The sequence below is a fragment of the Xanthomonas vasicola genome (genome assembly GCF_000772705.2).
In the GTDB taxonomy this organism is placed as follows: Bacteria; Pseudomonadota; Gammaproteobacteria; order Xanthomonadales; family Xanthomonadaceae; genus Xanthomonas; species Xanthomonas vasicola.
The window spans coordinates 32478-54764 of record NZ_JSBW02000018.1; the positions used below are offsets into that span (position 1 = coordinate 32478).

Annotated in this window: 18 protein-coding genes and 2 tRNA genes; 16 read left to right on the forward strand and 4 right to left on the reverse strand. The window is 58.1% G+C overall.

Annotation, left to right across the window (positions count from 1 at the left end; genetic code table 11):
• Positions 1 to 41: 41 nt before the first annotated feature.
• A complete protein-coding gene (locus NX05_RS03665; RefSeq protein ID WP_039430918.1) occupies positions 42 to 620 on the reverse strand; it encodes a superoxide dismutase in 579 nt (192 codons plus the stop codon).
• A 121-nt stretch (positions 621 to 741) separates the two neighbouring features.
• On the opposite strand from NX05_RS03665, the gene grxD reads away from it, so the two are divergent.
• From grxD to ppnN, 5 genes are all read left to right on the forward strand, one after another.
• The gene (gene grxD / locus NX05_RS03670) at positions 742 to 1062 is read left to right on the forward strand and encodes a Grx4 family monothiol glutaredoxin (protein WP_039430916.1); all 321 of its coding nucleotides are present in this window, start codon (positions 742 to 744) and stop codon (positions 1060 to 1062) included.
• A complete protein-coding gene (locus tag NX05_RS03675) occupies positions 1059 to 1802 on the forward strand; it encodes an SDR family NAD(P)-dependent oxidoreductase (protein WP_039430914.1) in 744 nt (247 codons plus the stop codon). The genes grxD and NX05_RS03675 overlap by 4 nt, the downstream gene beginning before the upstream one ends.
• Positions 1799 to 2398 carry a YhgN family NAAT transporter gene (locus tag NX05_RS03680; RefSeq protein WP_010371261.1) on the forward strand — a complete coding sequence of 200 codons (600 nt, stop codon included), beginning with the start codon at positions 1799 to 1801 and terminating at the stop codon, positions 2396 to 2398. Before NX05_RS03675 ends, NX05_RS03680 begins: the two co-directional genes overlap by 4 nt.
• A gap of 632 nt (positions 2399 to 3030) precedes the next feature.
• Positions 3031 to 6255: a TonB-dependent receptor gene (locus NX05_RS03685; RefSeq protein WP_039430912.1), complete on the forward strand. Its 3225-nt coding sequence runs from the start codon at positions 3031 to 3033 to the stop codon at positions 6253 to 6255.
• Between the two features lie 106 nt (positions 6256 to 6361).
• Entirely contained in the window at positions 6362 to 7747 is a 1386-nt protein-coding gene (ppnN, locus tag NX05_RS03690; RefSeq protein ID WP_039430911.1) for a nucleotide 5'-monophosphate nucleosidase PpnN, read from the forward strand.
• 18 nt (positions 7748 to 7765) lie between these two features.
• Here ppnN and NX05_RS24345 read toward each other — a convergent pair whose 3' ends face one another.
• Positions 7766 to 8821, reverse strand: coding sequence for a sensor histidine kinase (locus tag NX05_RS24345; protein ID WP_172645693.1), 1056 nt, complete (start codon positions 8819 to 8821; stop codon positions 7766 to 7768).
• Between the two features lie 127 nt (positions 8822 to 8948).
• Between NX05_RS24345 and NX05_RS21690 the strand changes: the two genes are divergently transcribed.
• Genes NX05_RS21690 through NX05_RS21695 form a run of 6 tightly spaced genes read left to right on the forward strand, consistent with a single transcriptional unit; the run spans position 8949 to position 15677 of the window.
• On the forward strand, positions 8949 to 9539 hold the full coding sequence (locus NX05_RS21690; protein ID WP_164722212.1) for a GspH/FimT family pseudopilin: 591 nt from the start codon (positions 8949 to 8951) through the stop codon (positions 9537 to 9539).
• A 7-nt stretch (positions 9540 to 9546) separates the two neighbouring features.
• Positions 9547 to 9981, forward strand: coding sequence for a type IV pilus modification protein PilV (pilV, locus tag NX05_RS03705; RefSeq protein WP_017112417.1), 435 nt, complete (start codon positions 9547 to 9549; stop codon positions 9979 to 9981).
• Positions 9978 to 10991 carry a PilW family protein gene (locus tag NX05_RS03710; protein WP_227479803.1) on the forward strand — a complete coding sequence of 338 codons (1014 nt, stop codon included), beginning with the start codon at positions 9978 to 9980 and terminating at the stop codon, positions 10989 to 10991. The genes pilV and NX05_RS03710 overlap by 4 nt, the downstream gene beginning before the upstream one ends.
• Positions 10988 to 11500 carry a pilus assembly PilX family protein gene (locus NX05_RS03715; RefSeq protein ID WP_010375832.1) on the forward strand — a complete coding sequence of 171 codons (513 nt, stop codon included), beginning with the start codon at positions 10988 to 10990 and terminating at the stop codon, positions 11498 to 11500. The genes NX05_RS03710 and NX05_RS03715 overlap by 4 nt, the downstream gene beginning before the upstream one ends.
• Before the next feature lie 8 nt (positions 11501 to 11508).
• Complete coding sequence (locus NX05_RS03720; RefSeq protein ID WP_230597551.1) at positions 11509 to 15249, forward strand: pilus assembly protein; 3741 nt, start codon at positions 11509 to 11511, stop codon at positions 15247 to 15249.
• A 2-nt stretch (positions 15250 to 15251) separates the two neighbouring features.
• On the forward strand, positions 15252 to 15677 hold the full coding sequence (locus tag NX05_RS21695) for a type IV pilin protein (protein WP_080764470.1): 426 nt from the start codon (positions 15252 to 15254) through the stop codon (positions 15675 to 15677).
• Between the two features lie 157 nt (positions 15678 to 15834).
• Here NX05_RS21695 and NX05_RS03725 read toward each other — a convergent pair.
• Both NX05_RS03725 and NX05_RS21700 read right to left on the reverse strand, forming a co-directional pair.
• Positions 15835 to 15911, reverse strand: a tRNA-Asn gene (locus NX05_RS03725).
• Positions 15912 to 15969: 58 nt separating this feature from the next.
• Positions 15970 to 16503 carry a GspH/FimT family pseudopilin gene (locus tag NX05_RS21700; protein ID WP_080764469.1) on the reverse strand — a complete coding sequence of 178 codons (534 nt, stop codon included), beginning with the start codon at positions 16501 to 16503 and terminating at the stop codon, positions 15970 to 15972.
• A gap of 149 nt (positions 16504 to 16652) precedes the next feature.
• Here NX05_RS21700 and uvrB point away from each other — a divergent pair, with 149 nt between their 5' ends.
• From uvrB to NX05_RS03755, 5 genes are all read left to right on the forward strand, one after another.
• On the forward strand, positions 16653 to 18674 hold the full coding sequence (gene uvrB, locus NX05_RS03735; protein ID WP_039430908.1) for an excinuclease ABC subunit UvrB: 2022 nt from the start codon (positions 16653 to 16655) through the stop codon (positions 18672 to 18674).
• Positions 18675 to 18767: 93 nt separating this feature from the next.
• Positions 18768 to 18842 (forward strand) — tRNA-Val (locus NX05_RS03740).
• A gap of 716 nt (positions 18843 to 19558) precedes the next feature.
• The gene (locus NX05_RS03745; RefSeq protein ID WP_039430906.1) at positions 19559 to 19801 is read left to right on the forward strand and encodes a hypothetical protein; all 243 of its coding nucleotides are present in this window, start codon (positions 19559 to 19561) and stop codon (positions 19799 to 19801) included.
• A 36-nt stretch (positions 19802 to 19837) separates the two neighbouring features.
• On the forward strand, positions 19838 to 21511 hold the full coding sequence (locus NX05_RS03750; RefSeq protein WP_039430903.1) for a type IV secretory system conjugative DNA transfer family protein: 1674 nt from the start codon (positions 19838 to 19840) through the stop codon (positions 21509 to 21511).
• Between the two features lie 332 nt (positions 21512 to 21843).
• Positions 21844 to 22254 (forward strand): TcpQ domain-containing protein, encoded by a 411-nt coding sequence (locus tag NX05_RS03755; protein WP_039430902.1) that lies wholly within the window; start codon positions 21844 to 21846, stop codon positions 22252 to 22254.
• Positions 22255 to 22287 lie beyond the last annotated feature (33 nt).

Here is a 22287-nt window from a genome sequence, read left to right on the forward strand (position 1 = left end):
GCAGATGAGCCAGTGACCACCTGCTAACGCAAGCTGAGCGGTCAGCCCAGCCGGCTTGCGACAAAATCCCAGTTGACCAGCTTCCAGAAAGCACCCAGGTAGCGCGCGCGATCCTGCTGGTAATCCAGGTAATACGCGTGTTCCCAGATGTCGCAAGCGAGTAGCGGAATGTCCGGCCCGGTGAGCGGGGTGGAGGCATTGGGTGTGGCGACTACTGCCAACGCGCCGTCCGGGCGCTTCACCAGCCACACCCAGCCCGATCCGAAGCTGGTCAAGGCCACGCGATTGAATTCTTGTTTGAAATGCACGAAGTCGCCGAACGATTTGGCGATGCTGTCGCCGAGCCGTCCAAGCGGCTCGCCGCCAGCGCGCGGACGCAGGCACTGCCAGTAGAAATTATGGTTCCACACCTGCGCGGCGAGATGAAACAGCGTGCCTTGCGCCTGCGCGATGATCTCTTCCAGCATCAGCTCGGCAAACTCGCTGCCTTCGATGCGCGCGTTGAGCTGTTCCACCTCGTTGCGGTGACAGACGCCGTGATGCGCCTCCAGCGTCGCAGACGAAAGATGCGGTTCCAGGGCAGCGCGGGAGTAGGGCAGTGCAACGTGTTCGATCGGCATGATGGCAGTGGCAGCGAAGGGGGTGCGGCGATAGGTCGCGCTGAAGGCTTACAATGCGCGCCTTTGCGGAAGTCTATCCGACCCGGCGGTCGGGCCTGCCGCTCCCAGTCAGGAGAGTCCAATGCCGGTGATGGAACGGATCCAGGCCGAAGTCGAACAACACCCGATCGTGCTGTTCATGAAAGGCACCCCGCAATTCCCGATGTGCGAGTTCTCCAGTCGTGCTGCGCAGGCCCTGGTGGCCGCCGGTGCCGATCAGCTGCGCACGGTCAACGTGCTTGAAGAGCCGGAGATACGCGCCAATTTGCCGCGCTACTCCAACTGGCCGACCTTCCCGCAATTGTTCATTCATGGCGAACTGATCGGCGGTTGCGACATCACGCTGGAATTGTTCGAGGCCGGCGAGCTCAAGCGCATTGTCAGCGAGGCGTACCACCCGTGAGTTCGGCGCAGGCCCAGCCTCAAACCGCCGACTTATCGGGTCGCGTCGTGCTGATCACCGGCGCTGCCGGTGGCCTCGGCGCGGCGGCGGCGCAGGCATGCGCGGCCGCAGGCGCCACCGTGGTCTTGCTTGGCCGCAAGCTGCGCCCGTTGGAGCGCGTGTATGACGTCGTTGCAGCACTGGGTGCCGAGCCGCTGCTGTATCCGCTGGATCTGGCCGGCGCCACGCCGGACGACTACGCCACGCTGGCGCAACGGTTGCAGACGGAGCTCGGCGGCCTGCACGGCTTGCTGCACTGCGCTGCCGACTTTGCCGGCCTGACGCCGGCCGAACTTGCTGCACCTGCGGACTTCGCGCGCACCTTGCACGTCAACCTGACCGCGCGCGCGTGGCTGACCCAGGCATGCTTGCCGCTATTGTGTCAGCAGCACGATGCGGCGGTTGTATTTGTGGTGGATGACCCCGCGCGTGTCGGCCAGGCATATTGGGGGGCGTATGGCGCCGCCCAATATGCGCAACGCGGTCTGATCGCCAGCATGCATCATGAAACTGCCGCTGGCCCGGTCCGCGTCAGCGGCCTGCAGCCCGGCCCGATGCGCACCGCATTACGCGCACGCGCTTTCACCCATCACGAAGACAGCGACGCGGTCGATGCCGCACGTTACGCACCCGCGTGCGTCAGCGTGTTGTCCGCCGCTGGGGCGACCCAGCGCGGCGCGATCTGGAGTCCGTCGGTATGACCATTCTTTCAGCGGCGCTGCTGCTGTTCCTGATTCTCGATCCGCTGGGCAACATTCCAGTGTTTCTCAGCGTGCTCAAGCCGCTGCCGCCCAAGCGCCAGCGCTTCGTGCTTGCGCGTGAACTGCTGATTGCGCTGTGCGTGTTGATGGCGTTCCTGTGGGGTGGCAAGTACGCGCTGGAGCTGATGCACCTGCGCCAGGAGTCGGTGGCCATTGCCGGCGGCATCGTGCTGTTCCTGATCGGCATCCGCATGATCTTCCCGCGGCCCGAAGGCCTGATGGGGGAAATCCCCGACGGCGAGCCCTTCATCGTGCCGCTGGCCATCCCGCTGGTGGCCGGCCCGTCCGGCATGGCTGCGGTCATGCTCATGGGCAGCAACGAGCCCACGCGGCTCTGGGACTGGAGCCTGGCGCTGATGATCGCCTGGATCGGTGCCGCATCGATTCTTGCTTCCGCGCCGCTGCTGTACAAACTACTCGGACACCGCGCCCTGACGGCCATCGAGCGCCTGATGGGCATGCTGCTGGTCGCCATCTCGGTACAGATGTTCCTGGACGGCCTGGGTACGTACTTCAAGCTGCCGGTGTCCATTTAGCGCGTCATTGAGGGAGGGGAGCCCTGCGGTCCGTCGCGTGCGTGCGGGAGCGTGCACGATGAGTTGGTACTCCACCCATTTCGCCCCTTGCTCGGTTCGTGTGCTCGCTGCCCATAGCGCAGGCGGCTGACTAGCGCGACATACCGCTAAAAAGGATGGACGAGGCGTCTGTTGCTGATGGCGGAGAAGAAGCCGCTGGCCGCAGCTCGTCACCGTTTTGAGTGCATCTGCTCGTTTCGGCAACCCCGCAGTTCGGTGTCATATTGCGAAGTGCAATTGGCATGTGACATCGACATGCGCCGCGCGCATTCGATAGGCGAATGCAGCTGTTTGATCGCTACGGTCCTTTCCTAAATGGTTCAACCGGTCTGGACCTGCGACGCAGGTCTCGATCCCGCTGCGATCTTGCGCAATCTGGCGCCTACGCCGTCACATGCGCGTTCATGTTGCAATGCGCGAAGTTTGTCACGCCGCCGTCACAATGAGGCCTTAGCGTGTTAATCTGTTGTTAACCGTTGCGGCAGCAACCAGTCGCGCGGCAAGGGACCCCAGATCATCGGCAGCCCACCCCGGGAACGGTTGGGCTGACTGCGCCTTTTTGTCACTGCCCAACCTGTATCGAGGCTACCGAAATGACCCACCCCCGTTATCTCCCCATGTCCAAGCTGACGCTTGGCCTTGTCGCCGCGCTCGCTGCTGCCCCCGTCTTTGCCCAGAGCACTTCAGCCGGCGTCGCTGGCCTGGTAACCAGCAGCGGTGGTCAGCCGGTGCCCAATGCCGAAGTGACGATCACCCACGTCGAATCCGGCACGGTCAGCCGCGCCACCACTGATGCCAGCGGACGCTATAACGCGCGCGGCTTGCGTGTGGGCGGGCCGTACACCATCACCATTACCGCTTCGGGCGCTGGCAACACCACCCGCGAAGGCGTATATCTGAATCTGGACAAGGTCAATCAGGTCGATGCCGCTCTGGGCGGCGATCTGGCGACGCTGGGCACCGTGCAGGCCATCGCCGGCAACTACGGCTCGGCCATTTTCAGCGCCAACAAGATGGGTACCGGCACCAACGTGACCCGCGAAGAAATCGAGTCGCTGCCGTCGATCAACCGTAACCTGCAGGACTATGTGCGTCTGGATCCGCGCGTTGCGCAAACTGACAAGGCGCGCAACGAAATCTCCATCGCCGGCCAGAACCCGCGCTACAACGCGATCCGCGTCGACGGCATCAGCACCAACGACGCCTTCGGTCTGGAATCCAACAGCCTGCCGACCCCGCGCCAGCCGTTCTCGATGGACGTCATCGATGAAATCTCGGTGGACGTGGCCAACTACGACGTTACGATCAGTGGCGGCACCGGTGGCGTGATCAATGCCGTCACCAAGTCGGGCACCAACGAATTCCATGGTTCGGTCTATGGCACTTATCGCGAGAACGACTGGTCGGGCAAGAACCAGAACAACATCCGCCCGCAGCTGTTCGACAACGAAGCGACATATGGTCTGACCTTGGGCGGACCGATCGTCAAGGACAAATTGTTCTTCTTCGCCAACTACGAGAAGTACAAGGGTAAGGGTGTGTTTACCGGTAACAGTGGCTACGGTCCAGCCGGTTCTGGTGCCAGCAATGAAGTCGGTATTACCCAGGCGCAGGTCGATCAGGTGATCGATATCTCGCGCAATGTCTATGGCTTCGACCCTGGGACCCTGGCCTTGCCGGCATTGGATTCTGATTCAGAAGAGAAGGGCTTCAAGCTGGATTGGAACATCAGCGACAAGCATCGTGGTTCGTTCCGCTATGGCAAGTCCGAGCAGAGCACGGCCAATCTCAATGGGTTCGGCAACAACCAGCTGGCGTTGAACTCGTACCACTATGTGCGCCACTTCGAACTCGAGACCTACACCGGTCAGTTGTTCAGCGACTGGACCGATACTTTCTCGACCGAAGCCAAGGTGTCTTATCGCGATTACTCGGCAGTTCGTACTGCGGCATCGCAGTTGCCGGCCATCGCCGTGCGTTTCGGCAACAACACCTTAAATCTGGGTACTGAAGCCAATACTCAGGCAAATGAGTTGCGCACCGAAACCTGGAACGCGTTCTTCGCCGGCACGCTGTTCTTGAATGACCACACGGTCAAGTTCGGGTTCGACTACGAAGACAACGACATCTACAACTTGTATGGTCCGCGTGTTTTCGGTAGCTACACCTTCAACTCGGTTGCCAATTACCAGGCAAATTTGCCGAACGCGTATCGTTACTCGTATTCGCCCACCGGTATCGACAATATCGCTGCGAAGTGGGGCATGCGGAACGTGGGCGTGTTCTTGCAGGATTCTTGGGCCGTCAATAGCAACCTGACACTGAACTTCGGCCTGCGTTATGACGAGCCGATGGTGAAGAACTCGCCGCAGTTCAACCAGGCTGCGTTTAACGCATTCGGTCTTCGCAATGATGAAACCATTGACGGCAACGGCTTGTGGCAGCCGCGCTTTGGTTTCAACTACACCTTCGATGCAGATCGTCCGACCCAGCTGCGTGGCGGCGTTGGCCTGTTCCAGGGTGCTGCCGCGTCGGTTTGGTTGTCCAATCCGTATTCCAATACTGGTTTGGCTTATACCGATTACAACTTCAACAACGCGTCCAACAGTGGTATCCGCTTCACGCCGGATATCAACAACCAGCCGCGCGGAACATCGGGCGCCACGCAGTCGGTCGACTTTGTTGACAAGGATCTGAGCCAGCCGTCCGTTTGGAAAGCAAACCTCGCCTTCGATACCGAGTTGCCCTGGTACGGCATCGTCGCCTCGATGGAAGGTGTGGTGACCAAGGTCAAGGAAGCGATTTATTACCAGCAGCTCAATCTCGGTAATCCGACGGCAGTTGGCCAGGATGGTCGTGATATCTACTGGAATGCCAATGGCCGCAATCCGGCTAACTGGAATTCCCTGGGTAATGCATGTCTCCGCGAAACGGGTGTGGCGGCTGGTTCGTCATGTTTGAACAGCGGTACCGACATCCGTGCTGGTCGCAACATGAGCTTCAACGATGCCATCATTGCGCGCCCCACCGATCAGGGTGGCTCGCAGAGTTTCACTGTCGGCTTGAACAAGCCGTTCAACGACAGCGACTGGTCGTGGAGCTTGGCTTACACCTACTCGAACGCGAAGGAAGTCAGCGGTCTGACCAGTTCCACTTCGGGGTCGCAGCTGCTCAACACCGCAACCTTCCAGGCGAATGAAGAGGTCAATGCAACCTCGGCATACGAAATCAAGGACAGTTTCCTGGGTACGCTGCAGTGGAAGCATAATTTTTTCGGCGATTTTGCAACGAAGGTCGGTCTGGTGTATCAAGGCCGCAGCGGTCGTCCCTACAGCTATACGTTCGACAACGATGCCAATGGCGACGGTCGCTCCAATGACCTGTTGTACATCCCGGCGGCGCGCGGCGATGTGCTGTTCCGTAACGCGGCCGAAGAAAACGCGTTCTGGAACTACGTCAACAATGACCAGTACTTGTCCACGCACAAGGGCCAGGTTGCTAGCCGCAATGCGGTACGTAATTCCTGGGTCAACCAGTTCGATCTACACATCGAGCAGGAGCTTCCTGGCTTCTTCGATGGCAACAAGGCGCAGATCTGGGTCGACGTCATGAACGTGGGCAACCTGCTCAACAAGAAGTGGGGCCGCGTCGATGAGTACGCATTCCCGGGCTTCAAGGGTGTTGCTGAATACGGCGGTATCGACGCGGCGACTGGCAAGTATGTTTACCGCTTCAACGAGCCGGATGCCGCGACCGTCTACGACGACAAGGGCATCTCCCGCTGGGCGCTGCAGCTGGGCTTCCGCTACCAGTTCTAACGCTTGCTAGCGTGTCGAAGTCTGCAAAAACGGCCGGAGTCTCCCGGCCGTTTTCTTTTGTGCGGGTGAGTACGCTAAAGTTCCGTGCATACGACAGGAGCATGCTATGGAACTCAGCAATACGGCAGCACGGGCGCTGCCGGTGGTGGATGCGCGGATTTATCCGCGTGGTGGCCTGGATGTGTTGTCCAAGGCGGAAGTTGCTCGGCTGCGTGATGCATCCAGCGGTGGCATGCATGACTTGTTGCGCCGTTGCGCGCTGGCCGTGCTGACCAGCGGTAGCGCATCTGACGACCCGCGCGCCGCGCGCGATCTGTATACGGATTTCGACATCCAGGTGAACCAGCAGGATCGTGGCATCCGCATCGATCTGACTAACGCGCCGGCGATGGCCTTCGTCGATGGCGAAATCATCCGCGGCGTGGCCGAGCTGTTGTTCGCTGTTGTACGCGATCTCGCTTACATGGCCATCGAACTCGAAGCGCAACGCGCCGATCTCGACACCAGCGAGGGCATCACCAATGCCGTGTTCGGCCAGCTGCGCAATGCGCGCATCCTGCAGCCGTTGGACCCGAACCTAGTCGTGTGCTGGGGCGGGCATTCCATCTCGCGCGACGAATACCTGTACACCAAGCAAGTCGGCTATGAGCTCGGCCTGCGTGGATTTGATATCTGCACCGGTTGCGGGCCGGGCGCCATGAAGGGCCCCATGAAGGGCGCCACCATCGCGCATGCCAAGCAGCGCAAGCACAATACCCGCTACATCGGGGTCACCGAACCCGGCATCATCGCCGCCGAATCGCCGAACCCGATCGTCAACCATCTGGTGATCATGCCGGACATCGAGAAGCGTCTCGAGGCCTTCGTCCGCATCGGGCACGGCATTCTGGTATTCCCGGGCGGCGTCGGTACCGCGGAAGAAGTTCTCTACCTGCTCGGCATCTTGCTACGCGAGGAAAATGCTGACCTGCCGTTCCCGCTAATTCTCACCGGCCCGACCATCGCCGCACCATACTTCGAGCAAATCGACCGTTTCATCCGCCTGACCTTGGGTGATGCAGCTGCATCGCGCTACGAGATCATCGTCGGCGATCCCGTCGCAGTCGCGCGCCGCATGGCCGAAGGGGTCCGCGAGGTGCGCGCGCACCGCAAGGACCAGAAGGACTCGTATTACTTCAACTGGTCCGTGCACATCCCGCTCGAGTACCAGCAACCGTTCGAGCCCAGCCACGAAGCAATGGCCGCGCTGGATCTGCATCACGGCCGCCCGGCACCAGCCCTGGCCGCCGACCTGCGCCGCGCCTTCTCGGGCATCGTCGCCGGCAACGTCAAGGAAGACGGCATGCGCCGCATCGAGGAGTTCGGCCCCTTCGAAATCCACGGCGACCCCGGGATCATGCAGGCTCTGGATGAGCTGCTGCGCGGCTTCGTCGAACAGCGGCGGATGAAGATCTCGGGAGACTATCGGCCGTGTTATCGGGTGGTGACTTGATTGTTGTTCCCATTTGGGTCAGGTTGCTGGTAGATCTAGAGTGCTAATAAAGGTTCCCTCGGCGCGCTGAGTTGTCAGAAATGCGTGGCCGCTGCCGAACGTTTCTAGCCTCGCCTCGACCGCCGCGAGACCTAGTTGATGGCCGCGGCGAGTGTTCTCCTGCGACGATGGCAGCGGGTTGGTGATCTCGATCTTGACCCGCTCGCCTTCCAGGGTGACTTTGAGTGATACGCACCCGCCGTCGATGCTCGGCTCGATGCCATGAAAGACGGCGTTTTCAACCAGGGGCTGTATGGATAGGGTGGGGATTTGAACATCGGGAAGCGCTGCAGGAATTTGCCAATCGATGGTAAGTCGTCGTCCCAGGCGCATTTCCTCTATTTCCAGATACCGCCTTGCCAATGCGAGTTCTTCGCTAAGGCTGATATGGTCGGAGTTGCTCATGGCGGCTCTGAATAAATCCGACAGATCCAGCAGGAGCCGCTCTGCCTGTTCGGGATGAACATGGATGAGAGCAGCACCAGTGTTGAGTGTATTAAAAAGAAAATGGGGGCGGATGCGCGCGCGCAATGCGTCTAGTTGCGCCTGTTTCGCTTCCAACGCCAGCCGCCGTGCTTGCCAGTGGTTATGGAATGCCAGTACGCCGAGTATTCCCACCGTCAAGGCAATGCCGGTGGTACGCAAAAAGGTCAATCCCCATTCGCGGGGACGCATATTCCAGGTCTCGTGAAGTGCTGCCCAGGTCGCGCCGCAGACCGCCCAGGTACAGGCTAGCATCAGTGCCAAAGAGAGCGTCGCCACCTGCAAAGGCTTGAGATTCGCTACGTGTCTACGCAGCCCATACAGACACGTCAAGGTCAATAATGCGACCCACTGGATTGTTAACGAAGCAAGGCCGAAATAAACCCATCGATTCCCATCTAGGGCCGGTGCGAGCGCAAGGACGGCAGCGACTCCTTCTCCGGCAAGCAACGTCCAAACAATCACCGGCGCTTGGCGCAGGGTGTCCAGTGGCTGCGCTACATGCGAGTGATTTGGCATTGAGGCGATTTTTCCGAGAACCGATGCAGCCATGATGCCTGGATTCCGAAGCGCCATGGGGCTCCGTTCGCACCCTTAGGCTTGCCGCCTATCGGTCATCGATTGCACGTCTAGCGGCCAGCCGCTAGCTTTGTGTTGGGGAATGTTAAGAGGAAGAACCATGCAGGCGTTGCAATGCAACCTGCGGGGCAGGGTGCGTCTGGCTTGTTGCCTTGGCTTTAGCCTGGTTGAATTGATGGTCACCGTGGCCGTCCTTGCAATCGTGGCGGCAATCGCCATCCCGAGCTTCACCGGATTGATCAATAGTAGCCGTCTCACCGCGTCGGCCAACGAGGTGCTAGCGTCCATACAGCTAGCCCGGTCCGAAGCCGTGCAGCGCAACCAGACAGTCTTGATCTGCCCGAGTAGCAACGCTTCCACCTGCGGTAGCGGCTCCTGGAACCAGTGGATCGTAATGATCAAGTCCACCAGCGAAGTGTTGCGAGTGGGTACTGCGAAAGTACCGCTACTCATCCAGGCCAGCCCAGCAATTGTCAGCAACGGCAACGCCATCGAATTCCATGCCGATGGTCTTGCACGTGACTCGACTGGTGCGCTGCTTGTCGCTTCGGTCAGTTCCTGCCTTACCACGAACAAACCGCCGGAGAACGTGCGTGTGGTGGTAATCGTCAGCGGTAGCCGTGCAGCCGTCCGTACTGGTGCAAGCGACGTGACATGCGCCGCCCCTGCAAATACGCCGACTACGATATAGGGATGCAATGAAGACTATCAAGCGTAAGTCCATGTCTGGTATCGGTTTGATCGAGGTATTGATTTCGGTCGTGATCTTGGGCGTGGGCATGCTGGGTATCGCTGCAATGCAGGCGACAGCCTTACGCAATAGCCAGAGCTCGCTGGAGCGTAGCCAGGCTGTAATTCAGGCATACACGATATTCGATTCGATGCGCGCAAATCTGGCAATGGCGACGTCAGGCGGTTACAACCAGACGTCCTGTACTGCGCCGACCGGTTCCAATCTGGTGTCCAACGACGTCAGCAATTGGTTGCAAGGGTTGAAGGCATCAATCAACTCCACTGCGTGCGGCAAGATCACCTGTAGTGCAACCGCCTGCGAAGCCGTGGTGAGCTGGGATGACAGCCGCGCCAAGGACGGTAGCGCAACTCAGCAATTTTCTATCAAGACCCGTCTATGAACCTGATGAAGCGTGCACGTCCATCCCGATCACGCATGCGCGGCGTGACGCTGATCGAACTGATGATTGCATTGGTTTTGGGACTGCTGGTGGTCGGTGCTGCGATCGGTATCTTCCTGGCCAATCGGCGTACCTATAGCGCTACCGAAGGCTTGGGGCGCGTCCAGGAGAATGTACGCACGGCATTTGAGCTGATGGCGCGCGATGTACGCGAAGCATCAGGTAATCCCTGTGTAAATACTGTTCCAGTTGCGAATGTTCTCAAAACCAAAGCAAGTAATTGGTACACCAACATCGACACATGGAACGCTGGTATCACCGGCGTAGAAGGTGCTTTCCCGTCTGGATCGCCAGCCAATGGGACCGCGACGGGAGCGCGAGTGGCGGGGACCGACGCGCTGCAGATTTTGGGCTCTGGTTATGAAGTGGCGACGATTTCATCGGATAACACTAGTGCAGCAACCTTTACTCTTAACATGACCGCAGCAGCTGCCGGTATCAATGTCGGCGATGTCGCAGTCGCGTGCAATGCGCGGCAGTCGGCTATTTTCCAGGTTAGTGCTGTCTCAGGCTCTACGATCACGCATGCGGTCTCAGGTGTCTCGCCCGGGAACTGTTCAACGGGGTTGGCAATGCCGGTGTGTGGCGGCTCGCAATTCGCGTTCGTCGCGCCGGGCTCTGTTGTCGCTAACTTACATGCTGCGCGTTGGTTTATCGGAAACAATGCAAGCGGCACAAGATCCTTGTATCAGTCTCAGATGGTGTATTCCGGTGGCGCATTGGCGCAGCGTAACGACGAGGTATTGGAGGGCGTCAACGACATGCAATTGCAATATCTGGTGAAGGATGCGGCGTCTTACGTGGACGCCACCGCCGTCTCAGATTGGTCTTCTGTCGTTGCGGTAAGCGTGCGCCTTGAAATGCTGGATACAACCCGTGTCGGGCCTGCCGGTGAACCAATTAGGCGCACCCTCAGCCATGTGATCGCTCTTCGGAATCGCAATGCATGAAGACTCTTGACCACCGGCGGCAGGACGGCGTCTCGCTCATTGTTGTGCTGTTGCTTTTGCTGATAATGACCCTTTTGGGCTTGGCAGTGCTGCGCAGCACCGTTCTCGAGGAACGGATGGCATCGAACCTGGTTGATCGCGGCAGAAGCTTCCAGGCCGCAGAGGGCGCTGTCCGAGAGGCGGAGGATCGCATCAAAGCCGCTGCCACCTTGACCATACCTGGTAGCGGTTGTAATGACGGCATTTGCGCAACGCCGGTCGCAAGCGATGCTGATCGCTGGTTGGCATCTAGCCGCGCCGGTTGGCGTACCGCGTCTCTGACCGTAGATTCCACGGCAGCCCCGCAATACATCATCGAATATATGGGAGATGCACCCACGTGGCCGGCATGCGACCGCATCTCTCCGATACCCGCATTGTGCTTGGCTCCCAGGTATCGCATCACCGCTGTGAGTGAGGGGACAGGGCGCTCGCAGGTCCTGCTCCAGACTAACTACATCAAGCAGTAAGGCTGACCATGAACATTCCAAAAAGTCCGTTCCGTCGGCGTCTTGATGCGATGCGCAAGGCGCTTCGCGTGCCAATGTTTTCCATGCTGGCGACGTTGCTGTCGCTGCCTGCGAATGCGGGAATCACCCTGCCCACCGACCCGTTGACTACAGCCAGTCGCGTGCCGCCAAACATCATGTTCATTCTGGATGATTCAGGTTCGATGTCCTTCGGGGATCTTGCCAATCCGGATTTTCCAACGATCTGTCGACGTGCTACTGATGGGGGCGCCTGCAGTACCGACGATGCGCTAGATATTACGGAAAATACGTATGTTGGTAACACTGTTTTTTACAACCCCGCAACGAACTATCAGCCATGGTTGACAGCGGCGGGAGTGTTGATGACGGGAGGAACGTCATACAACGCGGTCTACGGTGATTTCAATAAAGCTAGCGGTACTTTCATCGATCTCGCCAATTCCGCAAGTTGCGCAAAGTTTGATCAAAATGGAAACGACAAAAACACGGGCGCAAACGTTACCGTGTGCGGTGGAGTGCAGACATTTTATGCTCCGAAAAATAGCGGAAATACTTCGTCCAACTACCTGTCGAATGCAAGCAACTACTATCGTTATCAGATAACGGGCGCTAACACGGTCACCCGTAGCGAGTATGGGGTTGTTGGCAATAACTCCACACCGCCTGGGTTTCCAGTCTCTGATTCTGTTTCGAGAAATCAGGTTGATACATACACTGTTAGCGTGCCTGCAAATGGAGTGCTCACTGTTTCAGCCCAGTCCAATGCTGCAGTGACCCTGACGGTCAAGAATGCTGCAAGTGTTATGAATGATTGTTCTCAAACTGTGACGGCGACCCGATCTGGGTCGTGTAATGTGACGCCGTCTTCAAATGCTACATATACCGTGCAGGTTTCGCGCGGTGCGGTTAACGGTACGGCAAACTATTCTCTCAATGCATCTATCCATCGCGATAATCGTTGCGATACGAGCACAGCTGCAACAAGTACCTGGATTAACTGCACGGCGGTGACGCCGACGGGGAGAACTGCAGCTGCCGAGGCAGTCAACTACGCGACATGGTTTTCCTATCATCGTACGCGTATCAAAGCTGCAAAGGCCGGTGCAGGGCAGGCATTTAGCGATCTGGGCGCCAATGTTCGTGTCGGCTTCAGAACCATCTGGTCGCGCAACAATCTTGATATTCCCGTGAATGACGGTAATCAGGGTTTATTCGTGGACCGCGCGGCCTCTGGTGGAGCCGCGGCGACAAGTGCGCGGACGAATTGGTATAACCGTCTTTACAATGCATCAGGATTCAATGGAACTCCATTGCTCGATGCATTGGACGGTACAGGGAGATATTTTCAAAGTTCAACTGCGACCGGTCCCTATGGCCCGGAAGCCGGCAATGACCAATATGCATGTCGTCAAAACTTCGCGATCATGACGACCGACGGTTATTGGAACGGTACCACCAGCGCAAAGCCCGGTAATCAGGACGGAGCAGATGGTGTGACCTACAGCGGTCCGAATGGCTTGCCTGCGCCATATGGCTACACAACGAGCGCGCCTTATTCGGATACTTATTCCAATACATTGGCCGACGTGGCCATGCAGTACTGGAAGACTGACTTGCGTACAGATCTCGACAACATTGTACCGACGACAAACGCAGACCCCGCTTTTTGGCAGCATATGGTCACGTTCGCCATCGCAATTGGTGCACGTGGTGTGCTAAATCCGAGCACGGATCTGCCGGGCCTGACCGCTGGTACCAAGCGCTGGCCCGATCCTAATACTGGTTACACGGGTGGGGACGATATCCTGGCCCGCTTGGACGATTTGTGGCACGCCTCGGTTAACGGACGCGGTACCTTTCTGTCTGCCGCCGACCCAAATGCATTCAAGCTGGGGCTCACCGCAGCGCTGTCGACAATTACCCAACGGACCGGGTCGTTCTCGAATGTATCTGCGACGTCAACCAGCCTTGAAGGCGGTACGATAGTGTTTATGGCCAGTTACCTGTCGGGTATCTGGACCGGTGAAATCAAGGCCTATCCGGTTGTTAATCAGAATGTGTCGTCCAAGGCGAGCTGGAATGCGTCAGAGGGAATAAGGACGAACAACCGAAAGATTTTTACCTGGAGCGGTGTGGCCGGCGCGGCATTTCCGACAACGAGTCAGACAGTTTCCCTGGAGCGCACGACGACCCCGGCTGTCTCTGGTGCCGACAACGCGGCCTATCTCGCCGGTGATCGCAGCAAGGAGATTGTAAACGGCGGCACGCTGCGCAACCGCACTTCGCTGCTTGGTGACATTGTCAGCTCTTCGCCTGCATATTCAAGCGATACCAATACTGTTTATGTCGGTGCGAACGACGGCATGCTGCATGCTTTCGACGCGACCACCGGTGCGGAGCAGTTCGCATATGTTCCATCTGGAATTAATTTCTCGGATCTGGCTAGCTTGAGCGCTCCAGCCTATAGTCACCGTTATTTCGTGGATGGCCCGGTTGTCCTATCCACGCGTGCGCAGACACCTAACAAGACGGTATTAGTTGGTGCGCTAGGCAAGGGAGGTAAAGGCATTTATGCGTTGGACGTCACTACACCAGTCGGCTTTTCTGCGAGCAATGTGAAGTGGGAACGCTATGGGGCGACCTCCGATCTTGATGCGGGTAACATCGGTCTCGTGCAAGCGCGCCCATTTATCGCAAAACTTAATAATGGTACGACTGCGCTGGTTGTTGCGAACGGCATCAATAGCGCCAACGATCAAGCAGTGCTGCTGATCTACGACTTGGATACCGGGGCGCTTATCAAGCAAATCAGCACCGGTGCTGGATCGTCAAGTGCTCCAAATGGGCTCTCCGGTGCGACAGGCTGGGATACCGATGCGAGCGGCACTGTGGATTACGTGTACGCGGGCGATATGCTTGGAAATGTCTGGAAGTTCGATCTGTCAGCTGCTGCTGTGACCAGTTGGGGTGTCGCCAATACCGGTAAGCCGTTGTTCACCGCTTCCTACCCAGCCGGTACGGCGAGCACCGCGCAGCCGATCTCCGCAACTATGACGGTTGCGCTGAATCCCAATACATACGACATCTGGCTATTCTTCGGCACCGGTCGGTTCATGACCACAGGTGATATGACTGACAAGAGTGGACAAAGCCTGTATGGAATTATCGATGGGAGTACATCCACTAGTAACGCCAGTTTGGCGCGCAGCGCCTTAACGACTCGCTCTATTAAGGTGACGGGCACGCGGAACGGATTCCCGGTGCGAGGATTCGAGGCTAGCTCTGTGTTACCCGCGAATTCGAAGGGGTGGTACATCGATCTGGCGAAACCGGCTGCAACGACTGGTGGCTCCTCCACACTGGAGGGCGAGCGTATCGTCACGGAAGCGCAACTGCTCAACAAAACGTTGGTGGTGAGTAGCATCATTCCAACTGCAAGTGCATGTCAGGCAGATGGAACTGGCTATATCAATGCGCTGGATGCATTTACAGGCACGAGTAGTACCGATCCCTTCTTTGATCTCAATGGTGATGGCAATTTCAAGGACGAAACAGTGGGTGGCGTACCCGTAGGCTCAGTTAACCTGGGTGTAGGCATGCCAACGCTGGCCAATATCTTGCGTGGCAAGATCGTGGTCGGTGGGTCCGGCGGAAGCCTGGGCGGCCTTAACATTGCAGATAACCGCAACGCCGGACGCGTGTCGTGGCGCGAGATCATCAGGAACTAATTATGTACAGAATTGCTCGCTCGAAAGCTCAGGTAGGTTCGCGGTATTTGTCTGGTTTCAGCCTGATGGAGCTGATGATCGCAGTTGCGATTGTCGGTATTCTCAGTGCGATCGCTTTGACCAATTATCAGTCGTCTGTCATTAAATCCCGTCGTTCGGCTGCAGCCGCTTGTCTTCAAGAGGGGGCGCAGACGATGGAGCGCTACTACACGACCAAAATGACTTACGTGGGTGGAAGCATGGGGTCATGCAGTAGTGATATTTCTAACTTCTATACGCTTTCTTCGGGGACTCCCGCAGTCACGACTTTTACGCTGACTGCGACGCCAACCTCGAAGCAGAACGATCCGAAATGCGGAACGCTGTCAATCGATCAAAAAGGCGTGCGTACTGCATCTGGAACAGATGGCGCGTCACAATGTTTTTGACGGTGTGAGTCGTGGCCGTTGATGGCAGTCCACTTAGGGCTGCCTTTAGGCTATGAGGTTGCAGTGCGAAGCACACATTGCCTTCACTCACGCTCGCTGGTAGCTGCCCTGCTAAAGATCAAAAAAAAAGACCTCTGAAGAGGTCTTTTTTTTTATTTGGCGCCCGAAGTTGGACTCGAACCAACGACCCCCTGATTAACAGTCAAGTGCTCTAACCGGCTGAGCTATTCGGGCGTGGAGCCAAATTATAGGGAGGCGACGCCTCACGCGCAACCCCCTTCAAGGCAACTCCTCACGAAGGGCAGGGATGCGCGGAAAGTGGCCGCTGCACACGCGGCCGACCAGCCATGCTAACAATCAACTGCGTGTCCAGGTAGCGACCGCGGCAGATGTTGAAGGTGGCGTTGGTCCCTTGTGTGGTGCCCAGAGGAACGTATCGCATCTGTGCGCGGCCAAGGGTGGTGCGGATGCTGAGCGTCGAGCCTGCCTGTGGGGCGACCGATGCGAGGATGTCGCTTGCGTGATCTGGTTGACGATTTCCATCAGGGTCTGCATAGACCAACCATCCGCGGCTCCAATCGTGGCTGGCCATGCAACTCTCTGTGTCTGAGCTTGGGCACATAGCAACGACGCTGCCCCGTGCGATCGAGGTCGACCTGGTTAAGGCAAGATGCGCGGTGAGTTCGGCAACGGCAGCACGCGCCTGATGGCGTTGGTGGAGTTCGGTAAGAGACGGCAAAGCGATCGCTGCCACAACGGCGAGAACCGCTCCGGCAAGCATGCTTTCGATCAGGCTGAACCCAGCTTGGCTGCATCTCCGGCGCATGGTGTAGCTCCTAATCCAGGATCGTTCCAGGATCAGTAGACGGCCGTTGCGATGGGATCAGTCCACCCCTGATCGAGGGGTAGGAATACTACAAACATCGCCGTCATCCCTCGTCGCTATACTCATTGGTCGTTTGAAGGTGCCGCTCCATGACCGACCGTTTTCAGCTCGTATCTCCATACTCGCCAGCGGGCGACCAGCCTGCCGCCATCGACAAGTTGGTTGCCAACTTCGAGGCTGGGCTGGCCAAACAGACGCTGCTGGGTGTGACCGGTTCGGGCAAGACCTACACGATTGCCAATGTGGTCCAGCATGTGCAGAAGCCGACCCTGGTGATGGCGCCGAACAAGACGCTAGCAGCGCAGTTGTATGGCGAGTTCAAGTCGTTTTTTCCGCACAACGCGGTGGAGTACTTCGTCAGCTACTACGACTACTACCAGCCGGAGGCTTACGTGCCGTCGTCGGACACCTTCATCGAGAAGGACAGTTCGATCAACGAACACATCGAGCAGATGCGCTTGTCGGCGACGAAGACCCTGCTGTCGCGGCGCGATTCGCTGGTGGTGGCAACGGTGTCGGCAATCTATGGGCTCGGCGCGCCGGAAGACTATCTTTCGCTGCGCTTGATCCTGTCGGTTGGTGAGCACATCGATCAGCGCCAGCTGATCCGCCATCTCACCGATCTGCAGTACACCCGCAACGAATTCGAACTCACGCGTGGCGCCTTTCGCGTGCGCGGCGAGGTGCTGGATGTGTTTCCGGCCGAGTCGGATACCGAGGCCCTGCGCATCGAGTTGTTTGATGGCGATATCGAACAATTGACGCTGTTCGATCCGTTGACCGGCGAGACCTTGCGCAAGCTGCAGCGCTACACCGTGTACCCGAAAACGCATTACGCCACAACGCGCGAGCGCACCCTGAGTGCAGTGGATACCATTAAAGAAGAGTTGAAAGAGCGCCTGGAACAGCTCTACTCGCAGAACAAGTTGGTCGAGGCGCAGCGTCTGGCGCAGCGCACGCAATTCGATCTGGAAATGATGGCCGAAGTGGGTTTCTGCAACGGCATCGAAAACTACTCGCGGCATCTCACAGGCAAGGCGCCCGGCGAGCCGCCGCCGACCTTGTTCGACTACCTGCCGCCGGACGCGCTTCTGGTCATCGACGAATCGCATGTGACCATTCCGCAGATCGGCGCGATGTACAAGGGCGACCGCTCGCGCAAGGAAACGCTGGTGGAGTTCGGCTTCCGCTTACCGTCTGCACTGGATAACCGGCCTTTGCGCTTCGAGGAGTGGGAAGCGCGTTCGCCGCGTAGCATCTATGTCTCGGCGACGCCCGGTCCTTACGAGTTGCGCGAGTCGGCAGGCGAGGTCACAGAGTTGGTGGTACGCCCGACTGGCTTGATCGACCCGGTAGTGGAGATCCGCCCGGTCGGCACGCAGGTCGACGACCTCATGTCCGAGATTCACGAACGCATCAAGCTCGGCGACCGCGTATTGGTGACCACGCTGACCAAGCGCATGTCCGAGAACCTCACCGAGTACCTGGGCGAGCACGGCATTCGGGTGCGCTATCTGCACTCGGATATCGACACCGTTGAGCGCGTGGAAATCATTCGCGATCTGCGCTTGGGCAAGTTCGATGTTCTGGTCGGCATCAATCTGCTGCGCGAAGGCTTGGACATGCCGGAAGTTTCACTGGTGGCGATCCTGGATGCCGACAAGGAAGGCTTCCTGCGGTCGACCGGTTCGCTAATCCAGACCATCGGCCGTGCCGCGCGTAATCTGCGCGGCAAGGCCATTCTGTATGCCGACAAGATGACGCGTTCGATGCAGGCGGCAATCGACGAGACCGATCGTCGCCGCGAGAAGCAGGTCGAGTACAACCTGGAGCATGGCATCACACCGAAGTCCGTCGAGCGGCCGATCTCCGACATCATGGAAGGTGCGCGCGAAGATGCAGCCGAGAAGAAGTCGGGCAAGGGACGTTCGAAGTCGCGCCAGGTTGCCGAAGAGACACCCGATTACCGCGCCATGAAGCCCGCGGAAATCGCCGGCAAGCTCAAGAGCCTGGAGCAGAAGATGTATCAGCATGCAAAGGATCTGGAGTTCGAGGCCGCAGCTCAAATTCGCGACCAGATCCAGAAGCTGAAAGCGGCAAGCCTGGGCTAGGGCAGGGGTATCCGAGTGCGCGTAGGGCTTGTGGTCCATGAATCCCTGCGCTAGAATGCGCGCCCTGCACAGCGCAATGCTGACGCAGGATTCGGGCGGTTAGCTCAGCGGTAGAGCACTACCTTGACATGGTAGGGGTCACAGGTTCGAACCCTGTACCGCCCACCACTCCAAGTCCAGATGGCGCAAGGTCTTGAGTGGTTTCAACATCGGCAGCGACGTTTACCACTGACCCCAAAATGATCCCACGCATAAGCTGTTGCAGCTTTGGCATCCGTTAGATCACGTTTCTCCACTCCAATTCCCAGCTTGCTGCGCTTACGTATGCTTCATTGCGCTGCGGGCAGCGTATTGACTAGTGGTGCTGCGCGAAGTGGCGCTTGAGCATGGAGTTTGGCTTGCCGCGGTTTGAGCGCCCCCACTCGGGTGACCGGGGATGACCGAACGATCTTGATTGTGCTCCGGCATATTTTTCAGAAAAGCCGGTCGCGGCTGATACGGCATGCTAGCGGGGCCATACCCATGCATCGGATGGATGAACTGCCGTCTCCGTCTCTTGCAAAGGTGTTTGATCGATGGCCATGGGATGCCACTCAAGCACCATGACTGATCCGTGCTGTATGTGCGACGGGGTACTTCGTACCGGATCCATGCAGCTACCAGGCAGTGGCGCTGCCTCCCCACACAAAGGTCCACGTTTCCCGCAGCCCACGCGTGTCTTCGAAAGCGCGCCAAAAGTGCCTGGGGGATGCAAAATAAGCTCTCAGTGCGGCTGTTCTACGAGCCAGCGCGGCCCACCTCAGCCCAGTGCGCCGAAAAACCGCTTTCACCGTCACACGTCTTGCTTTAGCATCGCCATCGCGCTGACGGAAAGGAAGCTGGCGATGGATGAATATCAGCACACCGTGCTGACCAGGGGAGGGTATCGCGTCGTGGCCATTACGCGCGATGAGGTGTATGCGCCCGACGCAATCGTGGCATACGCGGTTGTGACCGATGCGGGCACGCGAATCACACCGGACCTGTCTCTGGATCAGGCCAAGGTCTGGATCGATTCGCTAGTGGAAAGCGAGAGTGGCGGGCGCACGTCCGATTTTGTCGACCATAAGCCCGTCGTCCGTCGCTAGACCGCCATCGTGATGCAAGCCTAAGGAGAAGGGCTCATGTCCAAACCCAAGATCATCGCAATCGCCACGCTGGTGGCGGTGCTCGTTGGATACTTCCTGTCCGGTTTTCTGACGCTGCTGTTGTTGCGGCTCGACACCGGCCTGTACGCGTGGGACACCTACTACCGCTATTTCAGCGCGCTTGGGTTGTCCCAGGTTGCGCCTTACGCGACCAAGATCAAGATTGCAGGCATGCTTGGATTCGGCCTGCCGGCATTGGTCTGGGCGATTACTGTCGTGCTCGTTGTGAAGCCGAAGGCGCGCGCCCTGCACGGCGACGCGCGCTTTGCCGGCGCCGCCGACCTCTCCAAGCATGGGCTGTTCAAGCCCAGCGGAAATGGCATTGTCGTCGGCAAGTTCAACGGCAAGCTGGTGCGACTGAGTGGCCAGCAATTCGTGATTCTTGCTGCGCCAACCCGTTCGGGTAAGGGTGTTGGCGTCGTCATTCCTAACCTGCTGGAGTATCAAGAGTCGGTCGTCGTCCTGGACATCAAGCAGGAGAACTTCGACCTGACCAGTGGGTGGCGTGCCAGCCAGGGCCACGAGGTCTTCCTGTTTAACCCGTTTACCGAAGACCGTCGCACCCACCGCTGGAATCCGCTGACCTATGTGTCGAACGACCCCGCGTTCCGCGTTTCGGATCTGATGAGCATTGCGGCGATGCTGTATCCGGATGGGTCGGACGACCAGAAATTCTGGGTGAGCCAGGCACGCAACGCGTTCATGGCGTTTGCTCTGTATCTGTTTGAAAACTGGGACGAGGAGCTGTCGCTTGGCTTCCCTGGTGGAGCCGGGGCGCCGACGCTGGGCGGGATTTATCGCCTGTCCTCGGGCGACGGTACCGATCTCAAGAAATATCTGAAGTCGCTGTCCGAGCGACGGTTCCTTAGCAGCAATGCCAAGTCGGCCTTTGCTAACCTGCTGTCCCAGGCGGATGAGACCTTCGCCTCGATCATGGGCACGTTGAAAGAGCCGCTCAATGCATGGATCAATCCGGTGCTGGACGCCGCCACCAGTGCGGACGACTTCCTGCTCACGGATCTTCGCAAGAAAAAGATGACCATCTACATCGGCATCCAGCCGAACAAGCTGGCCGAAAGTCGCCTGATCATCAATCTGCTCTTCAGTCAGATCATCAACCTCAACACCCGCGAACTGCCCAAGTCCAACCCCGAGCTCAAATACCAGTGCCTGTTGCTGATGGACGAATTCACCTCGATCGGCAAGGTGGACATCATCGCAACCGCGGTAGCCTATATGGCTGGCTACAACATCCGCCTGCTGCCCATTATTCAGAGCATGGCGCAGCTGGACGCTACCTACGGCAAGGACCTGTCGCGCACCATCATCACCAACCACGCCCTGCAGATCCTCTATGCACCACGCGAGCAGCAGGATGCCAACGACTACTCCGAGATGCTGGGCTATACCACTATCAAAAAGAAGAATATCACCCGAGGGCGAGAGACCACGCACAGCGTGTCAGAGGAGCGTCGGGCGCTGATGTTGCCGCAGGAGCTCAAGGCCATGGGCAACGAGAAGGAAGTGTTCTTGTACGAGGGGATCCCGCACCCTGTGAAGTGCGACAAGATCCGCTACTACGAAGACCGCTACTTCACTGCCCGCGTGTTGCAGAAGACCGAAGTGAAAACGCTTACGATCAAATTGTGATTCGAGTCACATTTGGTGTGCGGACTGGGGGCGTAATTCTTGACGTATCTGCTTGTTAAGGGCAAAGTTATCAAGAATCAGGGTAGATGGATTTGTACAGGGAAGCGGCGCTGGACGGGGCCGTACTGGAGTAGAGCTATGGATGGTGTGTCAGCGTCTTCTTTTTCTTCAGCAGCAGGCATTGCCCACTGGGGTGACTCAGCGGCTTGCGTGACTGCGAGTGAGTCATCAACAAAAACAATTTTCCTCCGGTGCCTGATGGTGCGCGGAGGCCTAATGCTGTCCGGTGTAAGCCCAGAATTTCATGAGTTGGAGAAGTCAGAGTGAATCCGATGTATGTGCCCAAGCTGTCGTTGGTGCTAATAGCTGCGGTATTGGTAGGCGCTTGCGCGACCAAGCCTGCTCCTGACTTTGGTGGTCGTTGGAAGCACGTCAACCATTTTGACGAGGCACCAACCGAGATCCCGCTCTATACCTCGTACACGTATCAGGCCACCCCGATGGACGGCACGCTGAAGACCATGCTGGAACGCTGGGCCGCGGATTCCAACATGCAGCTGTCCTATAACTTGCCGTCGGACTACACCTTGATCGGGCCGGTTTCTGCAATCAGCACGACCAGCGTCCAGCAGGCTGCCACCGAGTTGAGCGCCGTGTACGCAGCTCAAGGAGTTTCGGTGTCGGTTTCTGCCAACAAGTTGTTGGTCCAGCCGGTGCCGGTATCGTCTGGCGCAAAGCTTTAAAGGACTGCCTTTTGATCCATGCCGTTTAGGCAT

What these genes read in the sequence shown, in the direction of transcription:
- NX05_RS03720 (WP_230597551.1), top strand. Translation starts at nt 11,509, where the DNA reads ATGAACATTCCAAAAAGTCCGTTCCGTCGGCGTCTTGATGCGATGCGC.
- NX05_RS03680 (WP_010371261.1), top strand. Translation starts at nt 1,799, where the DNA reads ATGACCATTCTTTCAGCGGCGCTGCTGCTGTTCCTGATTCTCGATCCG.
- pilV (WP_017112417.1), top strand. Translation starts at nt 9,547, where the DNA reads ATGAAGACTATCAAGCGTAAGTCCATGTCTGGTATCGGTTTGATCGAG.
- ppnN (WP_039430911.1), top strand. Translation starts at nt 6,362, where the DNA reads ATGGAACTCAGCAATACGGCAGCACGGGCGCTGCCGGTGGTGGATGCG.
- NX05_RS21695 (WP_080764470.1), top strand. Translation starts at nt 15,252, where the DNA reads ATGTACAGAATTGCTCGCTCGAAAGCTCAGGTAGGTTCGCGGTATTTG.
- NX05_RS03710 (WP_227479803.1), top strand. Translation starts at nt 9,978, where the DNA reads ATGAACCTGATGAAGCGTGCACGTCCATCCCGATCACGCATGCGCGGC.
- uvrB (WP_039430908.1), top strand. Translation starts at nt 16,653, where the DNA reads ATGACCGACCGTTTTCAGCTCGTATCTCCATACTCGCCAGCGGGCGAC.
- NX05_RS03745 (WP_039430906.1), top strand. Translation starts at nt 19,559, where the DNA reads ATGGATGAATATCAGCACACCGTGCTGACCAGGGGAGGGTATCGCGTC.
- grxD (WP_039430916.1), top strand. Translation starts at nt 742, where the DNA reads ATGCCGGTGATGGAACGGATCCAGGCCGAAGTCGAACAACACCCGATC.
- NX05_RS03665 (WP_039430918.1), bottom strand. Translation starts at nt 620, where the DNA reads ATGCCGATCGAACACGTTGCACTGCCCTACTCCCGCGCTGCCCTGGAA.
- NX05_RS21700 (WP_080764469.1), bottom strand. Translation starts at nt 16,503, where the DNA reads ATGCGCCGGAGATGCAGCCAAGCTGGGTTCAGCCTGATCGAAAGCATG.
- NX05_RS03750 (WP_039430903.1), top strand. Translation starts at nt 19,838, where the DNA reads ATGTCCAAACCCAAGATCATCGCAATCGCCACGCTGGTGGCGGTGCTC.
- NX05_RS24345 (WP_172645693.1), bottom strand. Translation starts at nt 8,821, where the DNA reads ATGGCTGCATCGGTTCTCGGAAAAATCGCCTCAATGCCAAATCACTCG.
- NX05_RS21690 (WP_164722212.1), top strand. Translation starts at nt 8,949, where the DNA reads ATGCAGGCGTTGCAATGCAACCTGCGGGGCAGGGTGCGTCTGGCTTGT.
- NX05_RS03685 (WP_039430912.1), top strand. Translation starts at nt 3,031, where the DNA reads ATGACCCACCCCCGTTATCTCCCCATGTCCAAGCTGACGCTTGGCCTT.
- NX05_RS03755 (WP_039430902.1), top strand. Translation starts at nt 21,844, where the DNA reads ATGTATGTGCCCAAGCTGTCGTTGGTGCTAATAGCTGCGGTATTGGTA.
- NX05_RS03715 (WP_010375832.1), top strand. Translation starts at nt 10,988, where the DNA reads ATGAAGACTCTTGACCACCGGCGGCAGGACGGCGTCTCGCTCATTGTT.